Genomic DNA, 21,481 nt, shown 5'->3' on the forward strand with positions numbered 1-21,481 from the left:
TATGTTTTTTAACCCGTACGGGTGATTTTTCTCCAATAAGTGAGTTGTTAAATTATTGTTAACTTAATTTAGCGCCAAAGGACTGGATTGGAGGAAACAATGCGAAACATTATCAAAGTAATTATCATTCTTAGTATATCAACTACTAGTTTAGGTGTATCTGCTGCCAATATATTTGGACCTGACACTATTACCAACTTATAGAAATAAGAGGAGCAGTTAAATTTGAACGGCTCCTCTTATTTTCATATTCTGTAATCTTAGTTACAAAGCGGTAACACTTTCAAGCTAGATGCAATCTATACTGCTGCTAAAGTCGAATTTAATTAGCTAGCACATGTATTCAAAAAACTTATCAAACACCAATAAATCAACTCAGAACAAGCAAAGCTTCGTGTTGCAATCAATAGCTATACTATTAAAGATTAGTGTAATTGCTATTCCATTAGTCGTTAAATCTATACTTGATATCATCAGAACTAAAATTACTGGTAAATCTCAAATCCACCATAAAACCAATATTTATCGTAAACCAAAACATTAAGTATAAATCGACCTGTTCAAGAAAAATCAAGTTGATCTGACCCTCTTGATTTTTCTTGAATCAAGAGGGTCAGATCAACTTGAACCGCCCGTTATCTTGCGTTTATTTATTAAAAGACGGATCTGGTGTGCCCTTAAAACAACTTAATACATAAGGGTAAGTGTCGGTAATATAATACCCATACACACCGTTGACTGTCATACCATTACATTCATCAAGATCGCCTAAGCCTGCAATATATTCATTGTCATCCCTAAATGTGCCATCGTACTCGCCTCCTGGACTACCGTCGGTTGCAGGACGAGAGCCATCAATAATACGATAACTTGATACTGCTTTTCTTATTTCGCCACTGCCATCACTGCTAGCATCAAAGTAGGGGCCAAATATTGGGTAACCATCAGCAGCAAAACCAACTACAGGTGAGGCACTGCCGTTATTTTCTGCATGATAAAATGCGTTTGGCGTGCCATGATAATGATAAGTGCCATCTGGCTGTGAATGAGCATTATGACTGTCTACTCTAAAACCTGCAGACGGTGACATAGGATCAAAACGCCAAGGCTGATTTATATCGTTACAACCAACCTTACCATTACCAACTCCATAACACCCCGCGGCTAATATATCGACTTTAACGCCATTAAGTAGAATGGCGTTATCCGTTAGCAAACTAAGGGCCGTTATACTATTTGCATGAGTTGGATTGGTGGTTATTTCAAAGCGATCATTTTGCGCAGAAACATCATTTGGAAATGCCTCATCACCATCATTAAAATCATGATTTGGAATGGCATTGGTGGTGAAGATGCATTTATCTCCAGCAAGAGTAATAGTTAAATCGCCAGAAAATAGCGCTGAGTTATTAACATCCATTACATTCGAGCTGTAGCTTTCTACATAGGCACTGCAATTATTATTGCGATTGGTAAATATTTGGTTGGTGATATCAATTGCCGATCCTTGCTGCTCGCCACGAATGATGAGCGCTTGCTCGCTTAATTCAATCACTACTGCGGTATAATCAACCGTTGTTAATAATAAATTAGTCTCTTCGCTCACATCAGTACTTATGTCGTAGAGCTCACGTACACCCGATTCATATTCGAGTAATTTATAGGTATCATTTCTAATTGACCAACCGCTAATACCATCATAGTCAAACTCAGAATAATTATATGCACGGCCATCGGTATTATCATTGCTCAATAGTTGTTTAAAACTTGAACTGTCATAAAGTTTAGCCACTTGACTGCCGGCAAGTTGCGCTATGGTAGTGAATAAATCAGTACTATTAACTAATGTTTTTTCTCTCTCGCCACCACGCTCAACCCCTTTACCAGATATAACCAAAGGTACACGGATACCTCCTTCATAAAGAGTAAATTTACTGTGGCTTTGCGCATAAACAGAAGTGTCGATAACTCCTCTAGGAGTACCATTATCACCAATAAATATTATAATGGTGTTGTCATAAACTGTAGAGTGAAATGAATTTAATAAACGACCAATTTCACTATCCATCGCTTCAATAGCCGCTAAGTAGTATTCGCGCTTATTATTGTTTATATCATTATCTTCGCCGGTTAAATCTGCTCTAGAGTGAAGTTCTTCTGGAGGTAAGTGAAATGGAGCGTGGGGTGCTGAGTAGGCAACCCAAGCAAGCCAAGGCGAAGTTTGCTGGCTAGTCCAGTCAATTACTAAGTCGGTTATTTTGCTTGTGTGATATTGGTTAACTTCACTGGTTTCACCATTTTGTGTTAATTGCCATTGATAGTAATCGGCCACATTCGATAAATTGCCAGCGTAATGATCAATGCCACTATCGAAAGGGTGGTTAGGATCTGGGTTACCACCAGCTAAATGCCATTTGCCAAACACCGCCATTTGGTAATTACTGGTAAGTGGATCTGATTTTAAATATTTAGGTAAGGTTTGTAATGATGTATCAAGGGTTGCCGGAATAAAGCTTACGCCACTGTTAACGCCATGCATGCCTGTTAAAATACTTGCCCTTGTTGTGGTGCAACCTGGTGTCGCCCAGGCATTATCGAACACAATACCTTGCTCAGCTAAATAATTAAGGTTTGGTGTGTTAGGTTGGTCGGTTGAATAAGGATATTGAGCAGAGGCATCAAGACCTTGATCGTCAGAGATGATTAATAAAATATTTGGCTGTATTACTTCACCGTCATTGCCATCGTCAGCTGTTGTATCATCGCTAACATCGGGCTGAGCAGTAATATTTTCTATTTCAGCCGGTGAGTCGCTACTTGCTCCGCCGCAACTAATTAAAAACACTATCGATAATAAACAAACAACCACTTTCATAGATACCACCTTTTCCAACCTAATTAAGTTTGTCTATTTAGCTTACGCAAAAAAATAACAAATTAATCATTTTAGAAAGTAAATATTATGTAAAGCATTATAGGTGACTGATAAATAATCGGTTGTTAGTTAGATGTTGATATGTAAAGGGAAGGTTTATGGCTTACTTCCTTAATGTTGAGTGGTCTAACCAGAGTCACACCTAGGTTACAAATTGATGCATTATACGGCCTAGTTGTAACTGTTTGTTGTTGGAACTTTGCTAGGATCTGCGCAATTAGAACTTTTGTACAACTTACTTGCTAAAAGTAGACAAAAGTAAACCGTTTAATAATGAGAAACTATGCAAAACACTACAACAAAACCATTAAACAAATCTCTTCTAGTATTATCGTTAACCTTAACTTCTGGCCAAAGCATGGCGGCTGGTTTTCAACTAAACAGTCAATCGGCTACTGGATTGGGGCGTGCCTTTGCTGGTGATGCGGTTATCGCTGACAATGCTTCAATTATTGCTCGCAACGCTGCTGGCATGGCGTTATTTGACTCATCTGAATTTTCAATGGGACTAACAGCAATAGATACTGAAATAAACATTGAAGATATTTACTTTAATTTAGGTGATGATTCAGGCCGTGGTGCAGTTGACGATCAAACGAACTCTTCAACAAGTTTTGTACCGAATATCTATTACGTTAAACGTATCGACGATAAATGGGCGATTGGATTTGCTGAGTACACTAGTTTTGGTACTTACCATGAATTTGAAAATGACTTTGGTAGCGAAATTGCAGGTGCGAGTGTATTTGGCGGCCATACTGAAATTAAAAGTGTTAATTTATCTGCCAGCGTGTCGTATCGAGTGAATGAGCATTGGAGTGTTGGTGGTGGTATTGACCTAATTGTTGGTCAAGGTATTTTAGAGCGTGATTTAGTGGTTGATACCCAAGTTGGCAGAAGAGATAGACCGATTTCTGCTGATGTTTCAGTACTTGATGTAGATGCTACTGCTTATGGCTTTGGCTATAACTTAGGTGCTGTTTATGAGGTTAATGATGATCATCGTTTTGGTTTAGCTTATCGTTATAGTCCTGATCTTGATGCTGATGGCGATATGTCATATTTAGGTGCTAATTTAAACAGCGAAGAGCTAATTTTACCTTTACCAGACACCTTAATTTTCTCTGGTTTTCACCAACTAACGACTAAATTTGCAATGCATTACAGTGTGCAATGGACACAATGGAGTGAGTTCGACAAATTAGAAATTACAGGTGATTCATTTAGTAAAACCTACAACTGGGAAGATAGCATGCACTATGCACTAGGTGCTACTTACGATATTAACCAAACTTGGACTGTGCGAGGCGGGGTAATGCTTGATGAAGCGGCGCAGCAAACCACAACAACCATTTCAGTGCCAGATTCTGACCGAGAGTGGTATTCAGCTGGTTTTACTTACCGTACTTTGGAGCAATCAAGTATCGATTTTGGATTTACCTATGTTAAAGGTGAAGCGCTTGATGCAAGTGAATCATTAGTTACTGGTGCGCCACGTGCTATGACAGCAACTTCAGAAGCTAACGCGATGATTTATTCAATCCAGTACAGTCGTTCATTTTAATTAAACAAATGACTTAATTGATGTATATATGAAAGGTGCTTCGGCACCTTTTTTTATGGCTTAGAAAACATAAATCTGCACCTTTATTTACTGGTGTTACAAAGGCGATACACTCGGATACAAATAATTACGTATTATGCCTCTAGAAAGTAATGATCAAAGAGTTTTAAGAGGACGAAAGTATGTTCAGTTTATTAAATTTAGCCAAAACAATATTAGTTAACATCACAGTATTATCAATTGAGCTACTCATTATATTTTTCGAAGCAATTACCTACATATTTACACCGGTTGCAAGTTTAATGTGCCGCACATCTAAAAAAATTAAATATAAAGCTTAAAGCAACAAGTTGGCACATAACAAAGTCACTGTCTTTTCAATAAGCAAAAAAAACCTCCGCATGCGGAGGTTAAATAAAGAAATTAATAATAAACCGGGGAGAGAATTATCTTCTTAACTGTATGTTATGACGATGAAACTTTCTTTAAGTTCAAATTATTTTTTAATTTTTCTAAATAAAGTTAAAACAGCTAATTGCAGCAGTATAAATAGTGATGTTGAACCACCGCCAGAAGATTTTTCTTCTACCTCTGGTACTGGTGGAGTAGCTTGCTCTTGCTCTTGCTCTTGCTCTTTTTCTTCACTTTCATTTTTGTCTGCATCTAATGGATAAACATCTACGTCATCATTAATGCCATCACCATCGGTATCCTTATTTAAAGCATTTAAGCCCAGAGCAAATTCATCATCATTAATTAAGTTATCACCATCAGTATCAATACTGCCGTCAACAATTTCTACATCAAAAGTAACGTAATCGGTTGCGCCTTTGCTATCAACTACTCGTACATAAATTTCATCGGTTGTGCCAATACTCTCACTGGTCGCATTAAATTCAAGATGGCCTGCGCCGTTAATGCTTGCCCAACTTGGGTTAACCCCTGTTAATGAAAATGTCAGGGTGTCAGATGTGTTTTGATCATTAACATAACGATTCATATTAAATGAATGAGATAAACTATTACTTGCTGCTTCATCTATACGAGTTGCAGTGAATTTAGGGGTGTAGTTTATGCTGCCATCTTTTGGATCTAAGCTGCTATTGATATTTTCAATTGTCACTAACGCATACGCAGGTATATCTAAGGTTGCACCCATTGTTGATGAAGTATAAGTAACATCACTGTCATCGGTTATAAAAGTATAAAAGTTAGCCGCGTTAATAACGGTAACTATTGCACCTTGAGCGCCAAAGCTAGCGGCATTAATCGTTTGTACTTGTCCAGACAAGTTAGCAATAACTGCATTAGAGCTGTTGCTATCACTAAACATTAAACCAGATAGGGCAGAATAAGGAGCGATGTTTTCTGGGCTAATAACACTTGCTTGTGGGAATGATAAAGTCGACATAATCTCTTTATCTCTAGACATCGCACTAATTGCTTTTACAGCGTGTCCTTCAGCCGTTAATGCACCTACCGTAGTGGTTAAATCTTGGCCAACATCAATGGCAACATTTGCGTAAGTACTGGTACTGCCGTGGGCTAAATCAATAAACTGTTGCTCGGTAGCCATGGTGGCATTAGGCTGAGATAATAATTTTTTATATAAAGTAAAATCAGCTAACGCTTCAACCCAAGTACCTTTTACGGCATGCGGGTAATAACGCATACCAAACTCAGTAAACCATATGTCTTTATCCTCTGGATACCAAAGGTTAGGGTGCGCTAAATAACCGTCATAGGTTGCTTCTGCCAAGCCTAAAATATACTTAACAGCATCAGCATTATCGGTGAAGTGATCTCGTTGTGCTTGCTGCTCACTTGCCGTTAATGTTGCATAGTCAAACCCTGCATACATAAATTCCTTAGTTACGGCATCCTTAGGTGAAATATCGGCATACACATGAATTGTAAATGCATCATAATCTATTAACGCCGCATCGACATCGTCATTCCATTTAGATTTGCGAGTTGTTTCATCATTATTGGGAGAGCGAGTCATTGGCACGGCAAATACGGCATCGGGAAATTCAGCTTTTAATGCGGCAATCCAAGTGTTCATCTCTAGGCCGTAGTCAGTGCCTGTTGCGAACTCATCAGAGTAATCTAAGCCACCTGGAGTGCCAAAATAAAACTCATTGCCAAGTTCAATATACTTAACTTCAACGCCTTTATCGCGAGCTTTTTTTAGTGCAGCTAATGTGTCGGCTAAGGTTTCATTATAAACATTTAGCATCCAAACGGTTTTGCCGTCGGTAGCATCGGTAGCCACTTTAGTATGCTCTGGTAAATATTGTCTGGTGTCTACTAGATGTGCGTATTGTTTTTGCACCCCTAATGTCCAGTCAAACTTATTACCAAGGGAGCCACCAGGGTAGCGTAGTAAATTAAAGTTAGTATTGGTTAAAGTATTTATCGAAAGATCATCATACCAAGGTTGGTGGTGAGGTAAGTGTTGTCTTGTAACGGTATTAGCACCAATCATAGTTGGCGGTACTTGGCTGATAGTGCCAATATCAACCGAAATGTCGGCAGCGCTTGCTGATGTACTTATGGCATTTAAACTTGCAAATGCAATAGCAGTTGCAATACGACTTAATTTTGCCTGATCTAGGAACATCTATTTAACCTTTTATGATAGTTATGTGTATATAAATGACACTTTTGATATCGATGTCAATAATATAAACTAGTCGTGACAAAATAACTATTTTTTTATGAGTTCAGTGGTTTTTGAGCTAGGTATTTTGTCAGCTAAAGAGTAAATAAAAATGCCATCAATAAATGATGGCATAATTAAGGTTGGCGGGTTGTATTAAGCGAATCTAACGATCAAAATCTTCACTGCTATGGCGCTCGGGTAATTGCTCATCTTCATCACCCCAATTTCTATTGACCATACGGCCGCGGATCACAGCTTCGCGCTCGTTAATTTCATTGGTCCATCGACTTAGGTTTTTATACTCGTGTACTTGTAAAAACTCTGCTGCTTCATACATTTTGTTTAGCATTAATGCACCATACCAAGGCCAAATTGCAATATCGGCTATAGTGTATTGATCGCCGCACATATAACGGTTATTCGCTAAGTGTTTGTCGAGTACATCAAGCTGGCGCTTAACCTCCATGGCAAAGCGATTGATAGGGTATTCAAACTTTTCAGGAGCGTAGGCATAAAAATGACCAAAGCCACCACCTAAATAAGGGCCACTGCCCATTTGCCAAAATAGCCATGACAAACATTGCGCACGGCCTGCGCTATCTTTTGGGATGAAAGCATCAAACTTTTCAGCTAAGTGTAATAACATCGCGCCTGATTCAAATATGCATATACTTTTATCGCCAGAGTTATCAACTAAAGCCGGTATTTTTGAATTAGGATTAACGCCTACAAAACCACTGCTAAATTGATCGCCTTCTGAAATATCAATTAAAAATGCATCGTATTCGGCATCGACAATGCCTAGTGCTAAAAGCTCTTCAAATAATATGGTTACTTTTACGCCGTTTGGGGTTGCGAGTGAATACAGTTGAAAAGGGTGTTTACCTTTAGGTAGCTCTTTGTCGTGAGTCGCTCCAGAAATAGGGCGGTTAATATGGGCAAATTTACCACCATTGGCGCTATCCCATTGCCATACTTTAGGGGGAGTGTAAGTGCTATCGCTCATTTATAGATCCTATTTATATTTTAATTTTTTACAGTGATTAACATTAAGTATAGGTATTACTCTAGCTTATTTATTTTTTTTAAACCGTAAAATAAGCCGACAAAATTGCTATTTGTCTGTAACATAAGTAAAAACCTATTAAGTAGACCGAGCCCATGGATAAAAATTTGCAACAAGCGTATTTAAATAGCGATTACATCATTGATGATGAACTCGGCTTTTGGCAAATTAATATTGGCGATACCGATAGAACACTCAGCCGTTACTTACATACCTTTGATGTTCCTACTGCAGCATTTATCACGGCAGAAAATCCAAAAAGTAAACGCCTAAGTGATAAAGAAAACAAAAAGCGTGGGCAACAACTTCTTAGCCAAGTACAAAAGTTAAAACTAACTTGTCATCAAGGCTACAGTATTGGCGCTAAAGCAGATTGGCCAAAAGAAAATAGTTTATTAATAACCAATATCACTAAGCAACAAGCGAATAGTTTAGCTCAGCAATTTAATCAAAATGCCTATGTATGGTTAGATGAAACTGGCGCAGTTAAGTTAATTGAGCTTGCTTAATCTAACTTACTAACCTAAGCCATCGTTAACCACTTAACTTAAATCTTTGTTGCTGAAGGTAAACCGGTAAATACGCTGTTATTCATCCAAACAGAGACATTGCTGGTGAGTGCTTTATAACCGACAATTGATAAGGCTTGCTGTTTAATTGCCTGTTTATATGTAATTTCACCCATCCAGATCTCGACCATGGTTTTAACCTTTGTGGTAAAATAGACATCCACGTCTTTGCCAGGGTCTTTAACACATAAATCTACATCATTATTATTTACCACTATCCACCAATGTGAATATTGACTGACATCGGTAAAATTAAACTTAATTATGGTGCTACTGCCAGGAAGTTTGTTAGGCACAATTGAGCGTTTTAAATACAGCATTAATAGCTCAACATCGTAATCTTTATCGGTTAGATTATTGCGCGCCCAGATCATGCCCCAGTCGCCGAGTGATTTAATGATAGGCAATAGCTGTTGGCAAGCATCGGTAGGGTAATATTCATAACCACGCTGGCCCTGAATACGTTTTTTAATTAATAAGCCATGCAACTCCAAACTACGTAAACGTTTAGACAACAAAGTAGGGGAAAGGTGACTTAAGCCGCGTTGTAATTCATTAAAACGGCAACCGCCTATTAATAATTCACGAATAATAAGCAAGGTCCATTTTTCACCTAAGATTTCATTGGCTTTGGCTATGGGGCAAAATTGTCCGTATTCCATCATGGCACCTATAGAATCAGTTATAATCTCAATTATAGTAACTAACTACAGTTTTTGTAGTTAGTTACTACAGCTTTTACAGTCTCATTGCTAATGCTTAACCCCTATAGTGAAAAGGTAAACAAGCAATAACCATTAATAGCTAAAGTGAGGAAGTGATGAAATTATTAAACCCAGTAACGCAACAGCAGCTAAGTAAAGACAGTGCCGCAGTATTTACGCAAACTAAACAGGCATTAGGTTTTGTACCAAATTTATACCGATATATCGCCTTGTCCGATGACATCTTTAAGCAATTTAGCCAAATGAATAATGCCTTTGCTAATTCAAGTTTTAGTGCACTCGAGCGTGAGTTAATCCAATTAACTACATCAAAAGTGAACCAATGTAATTACTGTCTTGCCGGGCATGTGTACTTTTCTAAACAGCAAAATTTAAACCCAGATTTAATAAAAAGTATTTTGTCTACTGATAAATTAGAAGATAGAAAACTAGACGCATTAAATTGCCTGTGCAGAGCTTTAGTTAAGGAGCGTGGTAGCATAAGCGAAGAGTTAATCTCTAACTTTTTAGAGCAAGGATACAACCAAGCTCAGTTTATTGAATTGATCATGGGGATTTGTTTAAAAACCTTCACTAACTTACTTAGTAAAAGTGCAGAGATTGATATTGACCAAGAGTTTTTATACCAATTCCATTAATTAAGAGATCTACTTTTTCATGAGGAAAAAGGGATAAATACAAGGCATAAAATTTAGTAAGTAGTTATTCTACTTATAAATTTTATAACGCAGTAGTTATTCATTTTAACCATTAAAAATGAGCGGTTAATTAATGGACTTGGTATTAAGCCTTGATAAACAAGCCGTTGCTTAATTCCTATTGGATAAAAAAAACAGCGCCAAATGGCGCTGTTTTTAATTGCTAGCAAATATTATTACTAATTATTAACCGTAATATTTAGCGTTACTTGAACAGCAGGGTTAACACCATCAGAAACGGATACCACAAAGCTGTGATTGCCAATATCTTTTTTACGTGGGGTGCCTGTTAATTGCCCTGAACTACTTACCGTCAACCAACTAGAACCACTAACCTTAGTAAAGGTTAAAGTATCGCCGTCGGCATCAGTCACTAGTCCTGCCAGCGATTGGTTATAGCTTTGGTTTTTACTCGCATCAGCTGTGCTAATAGGATCGCTATTCCAAACCGGCGCGCTATTAACCGGCGCTAATACTTCAATGCTCATGTTAGCTTGTACCGCCGGGTTAATGCCGTCAGATACACTGATCACAAAGTTATTAACCCCAACATCGCTGATACTTGGCGTACCTTCAAACTTAGCTGTCGTTGTATTGGTAATACTTAACCATGCGGGTCCAGATATTAACGTATATGTTAAAGGATCGCCTTCAGCATCCGTTACTCGCCAGTTAACCCAAGTGGTATAAAGGGTATCTGGGGTAGCATCAGCCTGACTAAAGTCAGTATCGTTCCAAGTTGGCGCTGAGTTAGGTAGGGCATTAACATTTACATCAAGTACGGTTTCAACATTTAAGTTAATACCGTCATTAACTGCTACCACAAAGCTATTTAAACCAACATCTGCAGAGCTTGGCGTACCGGTAACTTGACCATTGTTTGCAACATTAAGCCAAGCAGGGCCAGATACTTTACTAAAACTTAAGGCGTCATTTTCGTTATCGGCAGCGAATGCGCTGATCGAACTAGAATAAAGCGATGAGTCAGTCGCATCAGCTGCAGTAATAGGATTTGCTGACCAAGTTGGCGCGTCATTATTAGCAACTAAAATAGCAACGTTATCAATATTAACGTAATCACCTGAGCCAGAGGCTAAGCTTTCAAAACGTATCTGCATATCATTAGTAAATACGATGTCTTGATTTGTTAAGTTTAAACGTTGATCTAAGTTCCACTCTAAGTCATTAAAGTCAGTATCAAGGTAGCTAGCAACTGTTTGCCAATTAGTACCACCATCATTACTCACTTTTACTGCAAAGCCTTCACCAGCTTCCATACTACCAGCCATATAACTGAATTTAATACGAAGTAATTGGTAGCTAGTTAAATCAAGAGAGTTAACTAACCAGCTTGATGATTCATCACCTAAGCCTGAGCGAATGCGTAAACTTTTTTCACCTAAAGCTAAAGTAGGGGTATTTAATACGTCTGCGCCGCCATCAACCCAGTTACCAAAGCCGTTATCAAAGTCATCAAATAACACTTCAGTGTAGCCAGGATCCTGATTGCTTGATAAAGCCGGATCTAAAGGATACTCGTCAATATCATCATTAACACCGTCACCATCGGTATCAACATTTAATGCATTTAAACCTTGGGCGAACTCATCATTGTTGGTTAAATTGTCACCATCGGTATCAAGGCTACCATCAACAATTTCTACATCAAAAGTAACGTAGTCGGTTGCGCCGTGGCCATCATCAACTCGTACAAATACTTCATGAGTAGTGCCAATAGTTTGACCGCTCGCATTAAACTCAAGTAAACCTGAGCCATTAATGCTTACCCAGCTTGGGTTAACACCCGTTAGGCTGAAACTTAAACTATCGTTGGTATTTTGATCAACCACATGACGACTAACATCAAAGGCATGCGATAAGCTGTCAGATGCAGCTTCTGCAATTCGAGCATCAGTAAATTTAGGCGTGTAATTTACGCTACCATCTTGTGGATCTAAGCTAGTGTTAATGTTTTCGATGGTAACAATAGAGTAAGGCGGTATATCTAAGGTCGCACCCATTGTTGATGAAGTATATGTTACGTCACTATTATCGGTGATGAAGGTGTAGTAATTTGCTGCACTAATTACCGTAACATCAGCACCTGCTGGGCCAAAGCTTGCTGTATCTATACTTTGAACTGTTCCTGATACGTTAGCAATAACTGCATTTGAGCTATTGCTATCACTAAACATTAAACCAGATAGTGCAGAATAGGGCGCTATGGTTGCAGGCGTAATAACACTTGCTTGCGGGAAGGTCAGTGTTGACATCAGCTCTTTGTCGCGAGCCATTGCACTTATTGCTTTAATCGCATGACCTTCTGCCGTTAATGCACCTACGGTTGTTGTTAAATCTTGGCCAACATCAATGGCAACGTTAGCGTAAGTACTTGTACTGCCATGAGCTAAATCAATAAACTGCTGCTCGGTAGCCATGGTAGCATTAGGTTGTGATAGTAATTTCTTATATAAAGTAAAATCGGCCAATGCTTCAACCCAAGTACCTTTTACCGCATGCGGGTAATAACGCATACCAAATTCAGTAAACCAAATATCTTTGCCACTTGGATACCAAAGGTTAGGGTGCGCTAGAAAACCATCATAAGTTGCTTCAGCTAAACCAAGAATATATTTGACGGCATCAGGATTGCCGGTGAAATGGTCACGTTGAGCTTGTTGCTCACTTGGTGTTAACGTTTCATAGTCAAATCCAGCATACATAGGTATCTTAGTTACTGAATCTTTAGGTGAAATGTCAGCATACACATGAATAGTAAAAGCATCGTAATCTGTTAACGCTGCATCAACATCGGCATTCCATTTAGACTTACGAGTTTCAGGATCGTTATTTGGCGCGCGAGTCATTGGTACGGCAAAAACTGTATCTGGGAATTCAGCTTTTAAAGCGCTAATCCAAGTATTCATTTCTTGGCCGTAATCTGTACCAGTTGGAAAGCGAGTTGTATATTCTAAGCCATCGATATTAAGAAAATAAAACTCATTACCTAACTCAATGTATTTAATTTCAGCGCCTTTATCGCGGGCTATTTTAAGTGCATCAATCGTGGCGGTTAAGGTTTCATCATAAACGTTTAACATCCAAAGAGTTTTACCATCGGTAGCATCGGTAGCTACTTTAGTATGCTCTGGTAAATATTGTCTGGTTTCTGCTAGGTGTGCATATTCTTTTTGCACCCCTAAAGTCCAATCAAACTTATTACCTAAAGAGCCACCAGGGTAGCGCAGTACGCTGAAATTTGTATCGGTAATGGTATTTATTGAAAGACTATCATACCAAGGTTGATGGTGAGGTAGGTGTTGACGAGTAACAGTATTAGCACCAATCATAGTTGGTGGAACCTGACTTATAGCACCAACATTAACCGTTTGTGCTGCAATTGCTGAGCTACTAATTGACCATCCATAGCATAAGGTGGCAAGCATTATTGCTTTACTACACTTATTCTTATCCCAATTCAAATAGTTCATAGGGTTACCTTATTGTAATTATTGTTTTTATATCGATACCCCCTCAATCTTATGTTGAGTTTTAAGATATCGATGTCATTACTATAGCTTTATTGGTGTAAATAGGAAGTAAATATTTCAAATTGGTTAATATTTACTCTGTAACTGGCTGTTTATAAAGCTTTAGTTTTAAATGATGAATCATGGCTGTATCGAAGATAACGTTGTCTAAGATGCATCCATTTTGGTAAATATTAAAAAGTGTTGCTAAGGTGTAACAGAGCAGGTTTTTATAGGGTGGTGAAGGTAAAATAGTAACTCTATAAAAAATCAACTTAGGTAATTAAAAATGAATGGTTTAGCAAAATTAATCAAAAAACCTTTCTATTTCGAAGTACAAGCAATCGATATAAATAACAATGTTGTTACGTCGTATTTTTGTCATGCGTTAACTAAATCAATAGCCTGTAATAAAGCGCTTACTGTTTTAACTTCAAAGTACGGCATGTTGACTCCTTTTAAATTTAAAGCCAAAAGAGCTTAATTTTATTCAATTAGAGCCAAATATTCGCTATCTTTAATTATCAGTAACTTAAAATGTATTTCTCACAGAGAAAAGCGTGACAGTAGATATACATAACAACCTTCTACACTAACTTAAAAGAAGAACATAATGCTTATATTTTTTATTTGTTTAACAATACTGTTTCTTGGTTTTAAATTTTATAGTCCATTCGTTGAAAAACAGGCAAAGCTAGACCCTAACATAAAAACCCCACAGCAACGTTTAGCCGAAGGTGTCGATTATGTGCCAATCCATCCTGTTAAAGCCTATCTAATTCAATTTTTAAATATTGCCGGTGTTGGTCCTATATTTGGTCCTATCTTAGGCGCTATTTATGGGCCTGTAGCTTTAGTGTGGATTGTACTTGGTAATGTGCTTGGCGGTGCAGTGCATGACTTCTTCTCAGGCGTAATGAGTATAAAAGAAGATGGTAAAAGCTTGCCAGAGATCGCTGGTAAGTACTTTAACTTGGTCTTTAAAGGTTTAATGCTGCTATTTACGGCAATGTTATTATTTTTTGTTGGTGTTGTATTTATTATGAGCCCAGCAGGCTTATTAAGTAACTTAAGCTTTTTTGAAGGCACCATCTTTGCGGGTAACACCTTTTGGGTATTAGTTATTTTAGGTTACTATTTCTTAGCGACATTATTACCAATCGATAAAATCATCACTAAATTTTATCCACTCTTTGGCCTATTAATGATCGTAATGACCGTGTCTATGGCTATTGCATTACTGTTTAATGCACCGCACTTACCTGAGTTAACTGACTTCTTTGGTTACTTTACACATAATCATTTTGAACATGAATTTCTGCAGCCAAACCCTGATGGCGCGCCAATTTGGCCATTATTATTCTTAACCATTACTTGTGGTGCTATAAGTGGTTTTCATTCAACCCAAGCGCCAATTATGGCTCGTTGTTTAACCAACGAAAAATACGTACGTCCTGTATATTACGGTGCAATGATCTCTGAAGGTATTGTAGGTTGTGTTTGGGCTTTAGCTGGTATTGCTGCATTTCCTGGTGGTTACCCTGAACTGCAAGCCGTACTCGCACAAGGCGGCCCAGGGCTTATTGTTAACCAAATAGCAACGAGCTACTTAGGCGTGTTTGGCGGCATTATGGCAATTATTGCTGTAGCAATATTTCCAATCACATCAGGTGATACTGCGTTTCGCTCTTTGCGATTAACCATAGTCGATGCGTTTAGCATTCCGCAATGTATGCGTAACCGAATTTTATTAGCATTGCCAATTTTAACGATTGCTTACTTTATGACAAAGGTAGATTTTAGCCTAATTTGGAGATACTTCGCTTTCTCTAATATGCTACTTTCAACCAGTGTATTGTGGCTAGCGACTAAGTACTTATTTGACCGTGGCACCTTCCACTGGATTGTAAGTATTCCAGCAGTAATCGCAACCGGGATAACGGTATCGTTTATCCTAACAGCAGCTATTGGCGCGAATTTACCATTAGATTACGCACCAATGATAGGTGCTATAACTGCAGCAATTGCGATGATATTTGTGGTTAGCGCACACAGTAAAAACAAAACAGCAATAGCTTAGTTAAAAGCTTATAGCTATACCCAACGAATAAAACAGCTTGTGAAAACCTAACAAAGGTTATCCAAGCTGTTTTTTTATATCCATCTATCAAGAAAGTAATGATGTTAGCCAGTATCTTTCCTTTGATATACAAACTCCTAGTCTCAACACCAAGCACATTGTATTAACACCAAAGGCATAGTTCCAACACCAAACTCATCGATTGGCGGCCTAACTCGTCGTTCCCGTGTAGACGGGAATCCATTCTTGTATTTCTTCATCACCAAGAACCGTACTGTCACTCCAACACCTAACTCGTCATCTTGAACTTGATTCAGGATCTAATCTTTAAAAAAAGAGCAAAAAAAAGCCCGACTAAGGAGTCGGGCAAAAAATATAGCATTTCAGGGAGGAAAACTATGAAAGTTAACTGTGTTTAATATTAAACCTTTTCAAAAATAATGCCGTTAACCAAATGTAAAACACTGCAATAGTTTGTTGTAATAAATAAGTTAATATCTTTTCTTATGCATGTTAGGCTTTAACCATAAACCCAAAGCACCAGATCTTATGCTCGAACATATCTTTCTATTTATCATCAGCTTAATTGCTAATACTTTATCTTCACTTGCTGGCGGCGGAGCAGGGCTATTACAACTTCCTGCGTTAATCTTCTTAGGCCTGCCTTTTGGTGTAGCTTTAGTTACTCATAAAATTGCTGCGGTTGCATTAGGAGTAGGGGCATCGATAAAGCATTTAAAAAACGGCAGTTTTAAATGGCAACTGGTAACCATTATGACAGCAGGTGCTTTACCTGGAGTTGTTTTAGGGGCAAATATAATACTTACATTGCCTGAAAATATCGCCATGCTCTGCCTTGGGGTTTTAACTATTGGTCTTGGCGTCTACTCAATTTTAAAACCAAACTTAGGCATGACCGATGGCTTAAAAAACCTAAACTTAAAAGGTTATATCATTGGTGGATTAGGATTGTTTTTATTAGGCATACTCAATGGCTCATTAACATCAGGTACAGGCTTGTTTGTTACTATCTGGCTTATCCATTGGTTTGGCATGAACTACGCGAGAGCCGTTTCATATACTTTAGTTATGGTGGGCATTTTATGGAATGGCAGTGGGGCGATAGCCCTAGCATTACAAGAAAGTATAAAATGGGATTGGTTACCAGCATTAATACTTGGCGCACTTATTGGCGGCTACATCGGTGCCCACTTAGCAATTGCTAAAGGCAATATACTGGTTAAAAGAACCTTTGAAATAATGACCATACTCACAGGTATAGCTCTTTTATACAAAGCATTCTAAAGTACAGCGAATACAACTATGTTGAATTATAGCTCGCCTTAGCGCCATATCTCGTCGTTCCAACACCTAATTCGTCGTTCCCGTGAAGAGGGGAATCCATAAGTTAAAGCTCTCACTTCGTCGTTCCCGTGTAGACGGGAATCCATCATGCTGCTTATTAGTTCCAATGAACCGTGCCGGGTGTTCGTCATCCTGAACTTGATTCAGGATCTCATCTTTAAAAAAGAGCAAAAAAAAGCCCGACTAAGGAGTCGGGCAAAAAATATAGCATTTCAGGGGGGAAAACTATGAAAGTTAACTGTGTTTAATATTAAACCTTTCTAGAAAATATACCGTTAACCAAATGTAAAACAGTGCAAAAGAGTGTCGTTAAAAACTTGTTAATTAAAGCTTGTTCACTAATAAATAAAACCTTGCCAAAGCCACAAGGGCATTGCAGCGAATATCTTCACATACCTACTTACACTTTCTTTAACCTCTATACTTGTTTAAATACGCTGTTATCGTATGATTAATTAAACAAAGCCTTAGTATTTACCAAGTTATAGGAAGATATCTTTGCATCGCGTTATAACCTTATTCATCATTTTAGTGCTATCAGGTTGTGCCAATTCAGACTGGCGTACAGCAAGCAGAGAGCCTGCAAGTATAGCAGCATTACCAAATGAAGACGACAGAGCCATTATTGAAGTTTACGCCGCCGATGCATTTAGCTGGCGTGGTTGGTTTGCGGTACATCCTTGGGTAGCAATCAAAGATCAAAATGCCAATAAATACACGGTTTATGAAGTAGTCGGATGGCAAGTAGATCGTGGCTATTCTGCTATACGAGAATACACAACTAAAACGCCAGACCGATACTGGTATGGATCAAAACCTGAATTATTATTGTCTATTAAAGGCGATAGGGCATATGAGTTAATACCTAAAATTAAACAAGCAGTACAAACCTATCCATGGGCAAATGAATACAGCGTATTTCCCGGCCCCAACAGCAACACCTTTGTCGCCTGGATTGCAAAACAAGTACCCGAGTTAGAATTAGACTTACCTTTTAGAGCAATAGGTAGTGGTTATGCCGACAACAGTGAATAAAGGCGAGATTCTATTATTTAATCCCTGCACTTCGTCTTTCCATAACTATTGTCGTTTACCTAATATTGTTGTTCCCAAACTTTCGCTTCCCTAGACTTTATTCGTCGTTCCCCAACGATTGTTGTTCCCCAACTTTCGCCGCCCCAGACTTTATTCGTCGTTCCCGTGTAGACGGGAATCCATCACTTTGTTTGTTTATACCCATGAACCGTGCTCGTCATCCTGAACTTGATTCAGGATCTCATCTCTTAAAAAAAGACAAAAAAAAGCCCGACTAAGAAGTCGGGCAAAAAATATAGCATTTCAGGGAGGAAAACTATGAAAGTTAACTGTGTTTAATATTAAACCTTTCTAAAAATAATACCGTTAACCAAATGTAAAACACTGCAAAGGTTTGTTGTTAACTCGGTGTTAAGGCTTAAGCTAATTATTAACATAACTGTGTATAGCAATACCTATACGGATCCCAACTAACATAGATACCATAGTCAAAATACTTGCTAAGGACATAGTAGGTAAAAATACTAATAACTGAGTATCATTGCCGCCAAGGGCTATAGCTGCTCCTAGCCTCATAAAAGTTCCTGCAGAAAGGTGTATTGCAATTCCCTTAATATCAACACTTTCATACTGAAAACGCTTAGTTCTCCAAGCTGCTATAAACATACCTGAAATAAGTGATAAAAATAAAATATACCGTTCAATAGAGGGGAAACTAGTTTGTTCATTTTTTATTAAAGCATCACTAATATGATGCAATAAACTACTTGGAGTCCAATGGCGCTCATACAGAAACAAAAAGCTGGCGATTAAACCAATAGCCAGCATTGAAAACCATAACTTTTTTCTTTCCTTATTGCCTGCTAAAGCCCAAATAACGATAACAACTGATAGTACAGCTAAAGCAATATTTATTATTTTGCTATCATAGCTACTTTTAATTAATTCTATATTTGGTGACCATAAAGCCAAAAGAAACCAACCAAATAACCAACCAGTCATTGTGGCAAACATTTTAACATCACCACGAGATAATTTACTTAATGTTGATACGCCACACCCTTGATTTAGCGCACTACCAATGCCAAAAATTACGCCACCTAAAGCAAACCATAAGTTGGCAGCAAAAGAGGGGGCTTGCATTGGAGACGATAAAAAATTAGCAAAATAAAATGCGACCCAAGAAAGGGAGCCACTTAGCAAGATTGCCATTAAAAATTCGTACTTACCCTCTATGCTTTCTTTTACACCACGTATTAAACACAATCCTGTTGTTTGTGCTAAATAGCCTAAAGTAAAAATACAAACCAATGCTAAAGCTAATACCATTTTAGAGCCTATTCAATAGTTAACATGTTCTAAAGTAAAGCAAATTTTTCTGCGTTTTGCTTTTTATCTTATTTATATAAAGAGGGAGCAACTAGGAAGTGAATAAATAGGGGGCAATAAAGTCTAGGAACATCTTAAATATCAACTTTGCGAAAATCTAATCGTTTCTGTATTAATGGAAATCCATCTTCAGTCTTACCTAAAGACCAAAAAAGGAGTAAAAAAAAGCCCGACTAAGGAGTCGGGCAAAAAAATATAGCATTTCAGGGAGGAAAACTATGAAAGTTAACTGTGTTTAATATTAAACCTTTCTAGAAAAAATACCGTTAACCAAATGTAAAACACTGCAATACTTTGTTGTAAGTAAAATGTTAACGGCGTTTGTATCAATTGCTTATCCCAGAATAACAGTTAAACCAACAGTTACAGTCTATTTTGTTAATAACAAATTAAAACAATGACAATTGAACTGTTTTGCTACTATTAGGTCATTAAATAAACGCCAGTAAACTATAGATAATTTATGTCACAACACGATGATTATGAACAATACGATGAAGAGTACCATGATCATTTTGATGAGTACGATTATCACGAACAGGGGGTAGAAGAAGAATCTTCAATACTACCTTGGTTAGCCTTTGGTTTATTACTCAGTAGCCGTTCAAATAACAATGACAAAGATCCGTTAACTACATTCTTGTTTTTTATGTTTCTGCCAATCACGTTTCCATTTTTAATCATGAAAGAAATGGCTGTTATGGCATTGAAGATAGTTGCCTTTTTGTTAAAAGGAATATTTAAATCGTTTGAATGGGTATTCCAATCGATGGTTGTTGATGATCTTAAAACCAATGTAAAAGCCAAACAAATTTCAAAGCTAAATAAAACAAATAGTGATGCTAACCATCTTGTTATTAAGGGGCATCAAGCAAATAACTATGTTGCTAAGAAATATACACAAGTAGATAAATCTACAAATTCCAAAATAGTCAAAAACAAAACTTTAAAGCAAAACAGCAAATATAATAAATCTATAGAAGAAGTTGAGAGTGAAATAAATAGGCTTGAACAATATAAAAAGCAGCTAAAGCAACAAGCGGTAAATCGAATTAAGTCTAGAGATCTAAATAAAGCTGACCGTGGCCATTATTATGAAAATAATGATCAGAATGCTAAACAAAATGCATCAAAATTAGCCGAACAAGCAACAATCAAATACATTTAATATACTTATTATTAAGTATAAATATAAGAAGCCCTATGACAGCCAATTACAAAGCATTAAAGCAACGCCAAAGAAACGAGCGCGAAAACTACTCAGACAACTTAGGTTTAAGAGTACATCGCGCATTAAGCTGGTTAGACAAAGCAGAGCAAGTAGATGACTTAGACTCTAAGTTTATCTTTCACTGGATAGCCTTTAATGCCGCCTATGCGTTTGAAATTGACGACCACCAACGTTTTACTGAGCAAGAAACCTTTCGCAACTTCATCAACCGCTTATGCACGTTAGATAATAACAAACAGCTTGATAACCTAGTATGGAATGAGTTTTCAACCAGCATTCGAGTATTGCTACAAAACCAATTTGTATTCCAACCGTTTTGGGATTATCAAAATCAAAAAATTGATGAAACAATCTGGAAAGAACAATTCCAATCAGCTAACTCTATTGCCACCAAAGCCATAGGCCACAAGAACACCGAAGTTACGCTAAGCGTGATATTCGCAAGATTATACACCCTAAGAAACCAAACTATGCACGGCGGCGCAACATGGAATAGTGGAGTTAATCGCGCCCAAATGCGCGACGCAGTTACCTTCCTTTCTAAGTTTGTACCTATCATGATAGAAATTATGATGGATAGCCCGAATGAGATCTGGGGTGAGGCGACTTATCCTGTAGTTCTCTAATGA

The 21,481-nt window shown here is 37.7% G+C and carries 15 protein-coding genes; 9 read left to right on the forward strand and 6 right to left on the reverse strand.

What is annotated here, in order from left to right; translation table 11 throughout:
- Positions 1 to 646: 646 nt before the first annotated feature.
- On the reverse strand, positions 647 to 2,875 hold the full coding sequence (locus tag FNN08_RS03855; RefSeq protein WP_143583430.1) for a YHYH protein: 2,229 nt from the start codon (positions 2,873 to 2,875) through the stop codon (positions 647 to 649).
- 343 nt (positions 2,876 to 3,218) lie between these two features.
- Between FNN08_RS03855 and FNN08_RS03860 the strand changes: the two genes are divergently transcribed.
- Positions 3,219 to 4,499 (forward strand): outer membrane protein transport protein, encoded by a 1,281-nt coding sequence (locus FNN08_RS03860; protein WP_143583431.1) that lies wholly within the window; start codon positions 3,219 to 3,221, stop codon positions 4,497 to 4,499.
- Positions 4,500 to 4,995: 496 nt separating this feature from the next.
- Here the strand turns inward: FNN08_RS03860 and FNN08_RS03865 are convergent, their stop codons facing one another.
- Complete coding sequence (locus FNN08_RS03865) at positions 4,996 to 7,122, reverse strand: hypothetical protein (RefSeq protein ID WP_143583432.1); 2,127 nt, start codon at positions 7,120 to 7,122, stop codon at positions 4,996 to 4,998.
- Positions 7,123 to 7,327: 205 nt separating this feature from the next.
- A complete protein-coding gene (yghU, locus tag FNN08_RS03870) occupies positions 7,328 to 8,170 on the reverse strand; it encodes a glutathione-dependent disulfide-bond oxidoreductase (protein WP_143583433.1) in 843 nt (280 codons plus the stop codon).
- A 155-nt stretch (positions 8,171 to 8,325) separates the two neighbouring features.
- Here yghU and FNN08_RS03875 point away from each other — a divergent pair, with 155 nt between their 5' ends.
- A complete protein-coding gene (locus tag FNN08_RS03875; RefSeq protein ID WP_143583434.1) occupies positions 8,326 to 8,739 on the forward strand; it encodes a DUF3293 domain-containing protein in 414 nt (137 codons plus the stop codon).
- 38 nt (positions 8,740 to 8,777) lie between these two features.
- On the opposite strand, the gene FNN08_RS03880 is transcribed toward FNN08_RS03875, so the two are convergent.
- Positions 8,778 to 9,461, reverse strand: a complete 684-nt coding sequence (locus FNN08_RS03880) for a winged helix-turn-helix transcriptional regulator (protein WP_143583435.1) — start codon at positions 9,459 to 9,461, stop codon at positions 8,778 to 8,780.
- 158 nt (positions 9,462 to 9,619) lie between these two features.
- Here FNN08_RS03880 and FNN08_RS03885 point away from each other — a divergent pair, with 158 nt between their 5' ends.
- Positions 9,620 to 10,162 carry a carboxymuconolactone decarboxylase family protein gene (locus tag FNN08_RS03885; protein WP_260679293.1) on the forward strand — a complete coding sequence of 181 codons (543 nt, stop codon included), beginning with the start codon at positions 9,620 to 9,622 and terminating at the stop codon, positions 10,160 to 10,162.
- A gap of 239 nt (positions 10,163 to 10,401) precedes the next feature.
- On the opposite strand, the gene FNN08_RS03890 is transcribed toward FNN08_RS03885, so the two are convergent.
- Entirely contained in the window at positions 10,402 to 13,713 is a 3,312-nt protein-coding gene (locus tag FNN08_RS03890) for a putative Ig domain-containing protein (protein WP_143583437.1), read from the reverse strand.
- 328 nt (positions 13,714 to 14,041) lie between these two features.
- Here FNN08_RS03890 and FNN08_RS03895 point away from each other — a divergent pair, with 328 nt between their 5' ends.
- The 4 genes from FNN08_RS03895 to FNN08_RS03910 all read left to right on the forward strand — a co-directional run bounded on the left by FNN08_RS03895 (position 14,042) and on the right by FNN08_RS03910 (position 18,232).
- Positions 14,042 to 14,236 (forward strand): hypothetical protein, encoded by a 195-nt coding sequence (locus tag FNN08_RS03895; RefSeq protein ID WP_143583438.1) that lies wholly within the window; start codon positions 14,042 to 14,044, stop codon positions 14,234 to 14,236.
- 129 nt (positions 14,237 to 14,365) lie between these two features.
- Positions 14,366 to 15,832, forward strand: a complete 1,467-nt coding sequence (locus FNN08_RS03900) for a carbon starvation protein A (protein WP_143583439.1) — start codon at positions 14,366 to 14,368, stop codon at positions 15,830 to 15,832.
- A gap of 549 nt (positions 15,833 to 16,381) precedes the next feature.
- Positions 16,382 to 17,137: a sulfite exporter TauE/SafE family protein gene (locus tag FNN08_RS03905; protein ID WP_143583440.1), complete on the forward strand. Its 756-nt coding sequence runs from the start codon at positions 16,382 to 16,384 to the stop codon at positions 17,135 to 17,137.
- Positions 17,138 to 17,695: 558 nt separating this feature from the next.
- Positions 17,696 to 18,232, forward strand: a complete 537-nt coding sequence (locus FNN08_RS03910) for a DUF3750 domain-containing protein (RefSeq protein ID WP_143583441.1) — start codon at positions 17,696 to 17,698, stop codon at positions 18,230 to 18,232.
- Between the two features lie 423 nt (positions 18,233 to 18,655).
- Here the strand turns inward: FNN08_RS03910 and FNN08_RS03915 are convergent, their stop codons facing one another.
- Positions 18,656 to 19,561: a YeeE/YedE thiosulfate transporter family protein gene (locus FNN08_RS03915; RefSeq protein ID WP_143583442.1), complete on the reverse strand. Its 906-nt coding sequence runs from the start codon at positions 19,559 to 19,561 to the stop codon at positions 18,656 to 18,658.
- 523 nt (positions 19,562 to 20,084) lie between these two features.
- Between FNN08_RS03915 and FNN08_RS03920 the strand changes: the two genes are divergently transcribed.
- Together FNN08_RS03920 and FNN08_RS03925 are read left to right on the forward strand one after the other, a co-directional pair.
- Positions 20,085 to 20,789 carry a hypothetical protein gene (locus FNN08_RS03920; protein WP_143583443.1) on the forward strand — a complete coding sequence of 235 codons (705 nt, stop codon included), beginning with the start codon at positions 20,085 to 20,087 and terminating at the stop codon, positions 20,787 to 20,789.
- Positions 20,790 to 20,824: 35 nt separating this feature from the next.
- Complete coding sequence (locus FNN08_RS03925) at positions 20,825 to 21,478, forward strand: HEPN domain-containing protein (protein WP_143583444.1); 654 nt, start codon at positions 20,825 to 20,827, stop codon at positions 21,476 to 21,478.
- Positions 21,479 to 21,481: the final 3 nt, after the last annotated feature.

It is taken from the genome of Thalassomonas sp. M1454 (genome assembly GCF_007097525.1).
Lineage (GTDB): Bacteria > Pseudomonadota > Gammaproteobacteria > Enterobacterales > Alteromonadaceae > Thalassotalea_A.